Here is a 6,482-nt window from a genome sequence, read left to right as displayed (position 1 = left end):
TTATATTATACATAGATGGGGAAGAAAAAGATTCTTGTAATATTAGTTTAGAACCAATTAATCCATCAGAGATATAATTCACTCCCAAAATCTCCTCATTATCTCTTCCATTTAAATTCACAGAAGAACTGGTTTTTAAGTTTTGATGAAGAGCAAACTTCTTCTAGAAAAAAGAGATAACTACATTTCAAATATATATCAGATATATATAATACAAAATTAACCTATATGCTACATAATAGGAATATTTATATATGGACATTTCTTAACCACCTCATGGTCTTTGGAAAGAACAATAAAGAAAATGTGGAAAGGAAATCAAAGGATGAGAGATTCAAGAATGTTGCAGGCAGAAGGGTTCAGAATATCCTCAACCAAATGAGACTTTTAAGGAATTGCTCAAATCAAGGGAACTATTCCTATAATGATGAACAAATAAAGAAAATCTTCTCTGCAATTAACGAGGAATGGAAACATGTTCAATCTGAATTCAATAAACATAAAAATAAACGCCAGGGGTTTAGTTTGTAATGGCGAACAAATCAAATCAATTTTTTTCACCTGAAGATCATATTTCAATTGATGCAGAGCATACTTTAGAGCAGCTATCTGGAAAATTTCAGAGTGTAAAAGATGGCCTGCCTGAATTAATAAAAAATAGTAAAGACCATTATGCCAGGTTAAACGTTAAAAAATCACAAGATCGGCAGATAATCATAATCATATCTGAAGATGGAGAAAACTTAGGCGTTCTTGATTTTGCGGGCGCTGCTCTAGCAGATTTCAAGGGATGGAAAACCTGGTCAAGCAGGACAGCCAATAGGAAAGAAATGTCTAGTGACATTGAAGCAGGTTATGGTAATGGGGGAAAATCTTTTATGGTTCGAGGGTGCAATAAATTGTCTAGTATGTGCGGGTATAGAGATTGTAAAATAAATAAGTGGGGATTCCTAAATGATGAACCTAAATTAAAATATCATGCAGGAATCTTCAAGAAGTCTGGAAAAGAATTAAAAAACTATGTAGAACAAGACCACCAATTAGTGCTAAATTCAGAATTAAGCGTTTATGGAATTGAGATAAGTTCCCTTCCAAAAGAAGCCCAAGAGGTTTTTGAAAAAAGAAGATCTTTCACTCTTGTCTCATTAATGAGGGTAAGAGACTGGCAAAAGTTGCATAGGCCAGGTCGCCTAAAAATCTTTAGTTCTCTACCAGATAACATAATGCAGCACGCTCAAGCATCTTTAACCTTAGACACTTGCAATGTCTGGGTAATGAAAGGATCAAAACTAATCTATCCAGAAAAATTGAAAGTTTCTGATCTTCCCTCTTTTGAAGGATTAGAGGATTTGGAGCCAATTCCAATTCCATCCAAACTTATAGATCCTGAAACTTCTGAGGAGATTGAGTTAAGATTCAAGGTACCAGAAAACAATAATTTAATCTTAAAAACAAGTAGACAAAATCTAAGACTTTCAGATAGACACAAGGCAAGAAATGTAATTAGGATAAAAAATGAGAGAAATGTAGTTGCAAATTGGCTGATGGCCGATCTGGTTTCTTTAACATCTTCTGCATTTATTTATGGCACATTAGTTTGTGATCTTATTGAGGAAGAGTCCATAGCAGGTTCGGATAGAATGAATCTTGCAGACAATGCTTTGATCAGATCTCTGAAACATTGGGTTTCCAACCAATGTGTTGAAATTGCTAAAAGGATCCATAAGATACAACTGAGTAAGAATTCGGATGAAGATAAAAATGCAGTTTCAGAAACATTACAAAAATTAAGAAATCTTATGAGGGAATTTTTAAGAAGAGACATAACAGAAGGAGATGCTGGAGATGATTTCGAGGGGGGAAGAACGAGGAGAAGTGGAGCAATAAGAAAAAAGGGAATGAATATAGATGAAATTGTCTTGGAGCCTCAAAGAAATAGTTTACTCTTGCCTTTAGGAACCACAGTCCCTCTAGTGATTAAATGTTACGAAACAAGAGGTGAAGAAAAATTTTTAGTGAGTTGTGATTCGCTTGTACCTTGTGCAGATAAATCTGATTTGGAATGGGTAGGAAATAATATGATAAGAGGCACAAAAGAAGGGGTGGTAAGATTATTTTTTGAGACACTTGATGGCAAAGTCCAGTCAAATACACTCAATATAAAAATATTGAATATAGAAGAAATCAAAGTTGGAGAGCAAGAAAGAGTCCTGAAACAGGGGGAGAGATATCCTCTTAAAATAACTTCCTTTGGTGAAGAGGGTCAGGAGTTTACTAACCTTATTTATGAAACGTATGTTGATGAAATCGAGATGGGATCTATTAATCGAGATGGAATATTCACTGCGGGGGGACTATCTGGTTATGCTACTGTAAGGATAAAGTATGGGACAAAAGAAAATCAAGTTAAAACTCTGAGGGTCCAAATAGGAGAAGAAAAAATAAGTGGTTCAGGGGGAGATAAGGGAAATGATATTCCCCTTATTTTACTTTGTAGTAGGGAATCTCCCAACAGTGAAGATCGGCTTGCAGAATCTAGAACCCATCCAGGTGGAGAAGATCATCCCACAATAATTGATAATGAACCTTTGTGGAAAGGAATAATCTGGATTAATTCAGATAGCAAAGAATCGAGGAAGGCTAGATCCAGAGGGGAGGGGGGATTCATGAAAATAGGTTCACCAACATTCCAACAATTTTTAACTCTAAAATGTTTTGAAGTTCTAAAAAGGTTGAAAATGGAAGATGATGTTGGAGGAGATAGTTTCAATATGGATGAATTTAGAAATGGAATAGCCAATGCAGAAATGGAAACTGCTAGTTTCTTAGACAAGGCCTATATTTTAGTAAAAGAGTTAGTGGGTGGAGAAGAAGATGAGGAGTAATCAGAATCTAACCTCTGCGGAAGAAGTCCTCCTCGCAGCTGCTAAAATAAATAATTCTGGAAAAAAAGAGTTTACTGAATGGGAATTAACTGTGGAGGCTTGGAGTCCGAATAAAAACAGGTGGGGCCTTAGAGGTTATGAAGCAGACTATCCCGATCACAAAAGGGTTATGAATGAGGTGATGGCTGGAGGTACTCAAAAAGTTGTGGGAAAGGGTTGGCTGGAGAGAGTAAAGCCAAATTATTATAAGGTTACTTCTGCAGGATTAGCAAAAGCCCAGTCTCTTATCAAGATAGAAACAGATTCTAAAAAGAAGAACTTATATGAATATGATGCACTTGTTCCTTTTATTGATAATTCTGTTTTTGAAAAGTTTTGTAAGGACCACAGGGAACCTAAGACCTGGTTGGGAGCAGCCGCTTTTTTAAAACTAAAGAAATATGATGCAGAATCTCTAGATCGAAGGATAAAGGGCATCGTAAGTTCCATCGAGGAAGCTAGAAAGTGGATGGATAATAACAAATCTGAAGTCTTATGCAGAGACAATCGTTCTAGACCCATAACAAAGAATATTCTAAATTTATTGGAAGAATTTCTCTCCACCATAGAAGAGAGATTTATGGATCAATTCAAAGCCATAAGAAGGCAATAATCATTTTTCCAAGACCAAAATTCTATCTATCTTAGTAACATTTCCTCTTTTCTGTCCCCAAATCTTACTGACTTTACTATTATCATTTATTTTGTCCTCAATATTATCCATTAATTTAAAACCTAACGGTTTAGCACAATTTTCCCAAATATCTTGGGCAAGATTTTTTTCCTTTATATCTCCGATTACCAAAACCAATTTTTTCCTCGGTTTTAAAACTCTTTTTAATTCTTCTAGAGCTCCGAACATAAATCCTCTATATTTTATAAGAGATTGTGTGAAAAACAATTTTTTATCTACATCTCTTGCATTTTTTCCAAGAAACCAGAGTCGAATCCAATTGAACTGCCCATATTTTATTACCTTAGTGTAAGGAGGGGAAGTTATAATAAGGTCTACAGAAGAATCTTCTAGCCTATAGATATTTGCTACATCTAAATTATAGGCCTTTCCTTTGGCCATCAATGGTTTTTGATAATTCTTCTCTACCTTTTTTCTCAGAATATTAAAAACATCCCTTCTTGGTTTTTCTAAATTATGCTCCTGGATATATTTTTTTATATAATTTGGAGACATAGAGAATGCACTAGGCATGCTGATCGAAAAATAGCTTTCACTACCGCCATGAATCGAACCTGTTATGATTGCAGATATGAAAGCATCTAGATTTTTATTTTTCCAATCTAATCTGGACCTAAGAAAAATCAGTTGTTTTAATGTGGAATCATGAAAAAGCATTCTTATATGATCTTTCTCCTGATTAATATCTATTTTCTCAGGATCAAATTCTCTTTCCAAACTATCTATTTTTGAGAGGATTCTCTGTTTGCTCGGAGGATTGCTTTTCACTTTTGTCAATAAGAATGCAAGAGGATTTCTATCATTTCCAATACCAACTCTGTTATTTAGGCATGCTTCTAATACAGTAGTTCCCCTTCCTGAAAAAGGATCAAACACAGACTCGCCCTCTTTAGAATATTTTTTAATAAAATGATTTGGAAGGGAAGGAGGGAACATCGCCATATAGCTACACAAAGAATGCAATTTATGATAATCTTTCTTAGAATAATTCTTCCAAGGAGTTAGGGACAATACTTGATTTTCCATTTGACCTCTTTATTAACTTAATCATGTAAATGAACTATATAAATATTTTTTAGCACTACAAAAGAAAACACTTTCCCTTCCTAAAAAACAAATATAACAAATCAATAAGCAAAGGAATCCACTAACCTATGCTATACAAGATATTTTTGAATCGGGAACTTCTGGACCAACTCTATCGAAAATAATAGGCTTATATTCTATCATCTGCTTGTTTCTCTCAACCATTCCAAAAGACAGATTTATTTGAATCGCACCATCCACAATTTTTGCTTGCATATTAAAGCCACTAACCCCCAATAAAATCTTCTTTGATAGTTGAAATACTTCTGAAGCATTCATAATCTGTAAACCAACTATGAAGTTTTCCTCATCAAAATCAATTACCAGGCTAGATAATTCTACAGAATGGGAATATTCCCTATCTTTTACTTTGAAGAAGAGAATATCATTAGCATAATCATAATCAAACTGACCAACCTTATTTAGAGATTTTTCCATTTTCAAAATTTTCCTTTTGCTTCTTATTTAAAATATAAAATGTGACTATATAAATTTTGTTAGAACCAAGACTAATGATGATTTTTAATAAAGCTTCCCCTTTATCAAAATTGTATATTACTGCACAGTTTCCATTTTTTTCAACCCCAATCTCTAAGGGAGTTTCATTAAATACTATTTCTTTCAGCGAGTCTTCTGTATAGATCTTCCTTTGCCTTTGACTTAACCTAAAGAATGTATGGGCCGTCGTTTCAATGTTCCCTATCCCGAATTGCTTAACTCTTTTAATGAATTCCGAGACTTTAATCTTATCCCCTATTTTGTGTTCATCTAGCATACTAGATCTAAGAGAGACCCTATTTTAATTATTTCTAAAACAGAATTATCAACTATCCCACTCCCCTCAAAATTAGTATAACAAATCAATAAGCAAAGGAATCCACTAATCGACGCCACTAAATCTCCAGTATGATTTTACTGGTTAATTATGAGCGCAGCGAGTGGGGATGGGAAAGAATAATACTCTCTATCTATTTTTCCAATTAACATTATGTCTCGTAGTCATATTAGAAATATTATTCCTCCACCAGCCAATAAGAATAAAAAAACCTCCAAGGAATAATAAGAGGCTTACAATCATAGACCACATGAAAATTTCGGAACTATTCAGAAATGTATTTGTGAATGATAGTCTAAACAAAATAATTGAAGCAAGAATTAATATGACTCCTATTGAGATTGGATGTTTTCTAGAAAAATAGCTTATCTTTTGAAACAGAGAATATCTAGGTCTCCGTTTTCCATGTCTTGGACGATGCCTTCTTTCCCTCTTAGCCATTTATTCAAAAAGATTTTGAGGTATTTAAATTTTAGTGGAAAGTATTAAAAAATTCAAATTACTTATTACTCAATGAGATTGTCTGATTGGTGGTATGATATCAGAACGAAAAGGATAAGGGAGAAAAAGCTAGCAGAGAAATCATTAAAGGCATCTCTCATCAAAAGGGAAAGTGTTTGCAATTTCAAGGGATGTAAGAAAAAACTAAATCTAATCAACACATATCACTGTCCTTATTGTGATAAAGACCATTGTGAAACTCATAGAATCCCTGAAAAACACGAGTGTGAATCTCCAAGACTACCTTATGGAATGAGAAAATTTGGTTCTAAAACGCAAAGAAATCTTTAAAGAATTAACAAATCAATAAGCAAAGGAATCCACTAATCACACTTCACTAGTCTTCTTCTGTTTCCAAACCTCTCAGATTTCTCCTCGAGCTTCTTCAACAATTTTCAACTAGCTCAGTCAACGCCCATATTTCTTGTTAGACATCAGTCTT

6 protein-coding genes are annotated in these 6,482 nt (G+C 34.0%); 3 read left to right on the top strand and 3 right to left on the bottom strand.

The genetic code is table 11. The annotated features are described in order from the left end of the window. Positions 1–530 precede the first annotated feature (530 nt). Both KKA81_16225 and KKA81_16220 read left to right on the top strand, forming a co-directional pair. Positions 531–2,885, top strand: coding sequence for a hypothetical protein (locus tag KKA81_16225; GenBank protein ID MBU2652474.1), 2,355 nt, complete (start codon positions 531–533; stop codon positions 2,883–2,885). Continuing rightward, entirely contained in the window at positions 2,863–3,537 is a 675-nt protein-coding gene (locus KKA81_16220) for a hypothetical protein (protein ID MBU2652473.1), read from the top strand. Before KKA81_16225 ends, KKA81_16220 begins: the two co-directional genes overlap by 23 nt. On the opposite strand, the gene KKA81_16215 is transcribed toward KKA81_16220, so the two are convergent. From KKA81_16215 to KKA81_16205, 3 genes are all read right to left on the bottom strand, one after another. Next, complete coding sequence (locus KKA81_16215; protein ID MBU2652472.1) at positions 3,538–4,644, bottom strand: site-specific DNA-methyltransferase; 1,107 nt, start codon at positions 4,642–4,644, stop codon at positions 3,538–3,540. Positions 4,645–4,770: 126 nt separating this feature from the next. Continuing rightward, positions 4,771–5,142 (bottom strand): DUF2283 domain-containing protein, encoded by a 372-nt coding sequence (locus tag KKA81_16210; GenBank protein ID MBU2652471.1) that lies wholly within the window; start codon positions 5,140–5,142, stop codon positions 4,771–4,773. Then, positions 5,123–5,479, bottom strand: a complete 357-nt coding sequence (locus KKA81_16205) for a hypothetical protein (GenBank protein ID MBU2652470.1) — start codon at positions 5,477–5,479, stop codon at positions 5,123–5,125. Before KKA81_16205 ends, KKA81_16210 begins: the two co-directional genes overlap by 20 nt. Positions 5,480–6,052: 573 nt before the next feature. On the opposite strand from KKA81_16205, the gene KKA81_16200 reads away from it, so the two are divergent. After that, positions 6,053–6,331, top strand: coding sequence for an AN1-type zinc finger domain-containing protein (locus KKA81_16200; protein ID MBU2652469.1), 279 nt, complete (start codon positions 6,053–6,055; stop codon positions 6,329–6,331). The last annotated feature ends 151 nt before the right edge of the window (positions 6,332–6,482 follow it).

Source organism: Bacteroidota bacterium (assembly GCA_018831055.1).
Classification (GTDB): Bacteria; Bacteroidota; Bacteroidia; order Bacteroidales; family B18-G4; genus M55B132.
Note: the sequence above shows the minus strand (reverse complement) of the source record. Positions and strands in the feature narration are given on the sequence as shown.

Bases quoted from the DNA above. Each gene is read 5' to 3' on its own strand.
- KKA81_16200 (MBU2652469.1), top strand. From the start codon at position 6,053: ATGAGATTGTCTGATTGGTGGTATGATATCAGAACGAAAAGGATAAGG.
- KKA81_16225 (MBU2652474.1), top strand. From the start codon at position 531: ATGGCGAACAAATCAAATCAATTTTTTTCACCTGAAGATCATATTTCA.
- KKA81_16205 (MBU2652470.1), bottom strand. From the start codon at position 5,479: ATGCTAGATGAACACAAAATAGGGGATAAGATTAAAGTCTCGGAATTC.
- KKA81_16210 (MBU2652471.1), bottom strand. From the start codon at position 5,142: ATGGAAAAATCTCTAAATAAGGTTGGTCAGTTTGATTATGATTATGCT.
- KKA81_16215 (MBU2652472.1), bottom strand. From the start codon at position 4,644: ATGGAAAATCAAGTATTGTCCCTAACTCCTTGGAAGAATTATTCTAAG.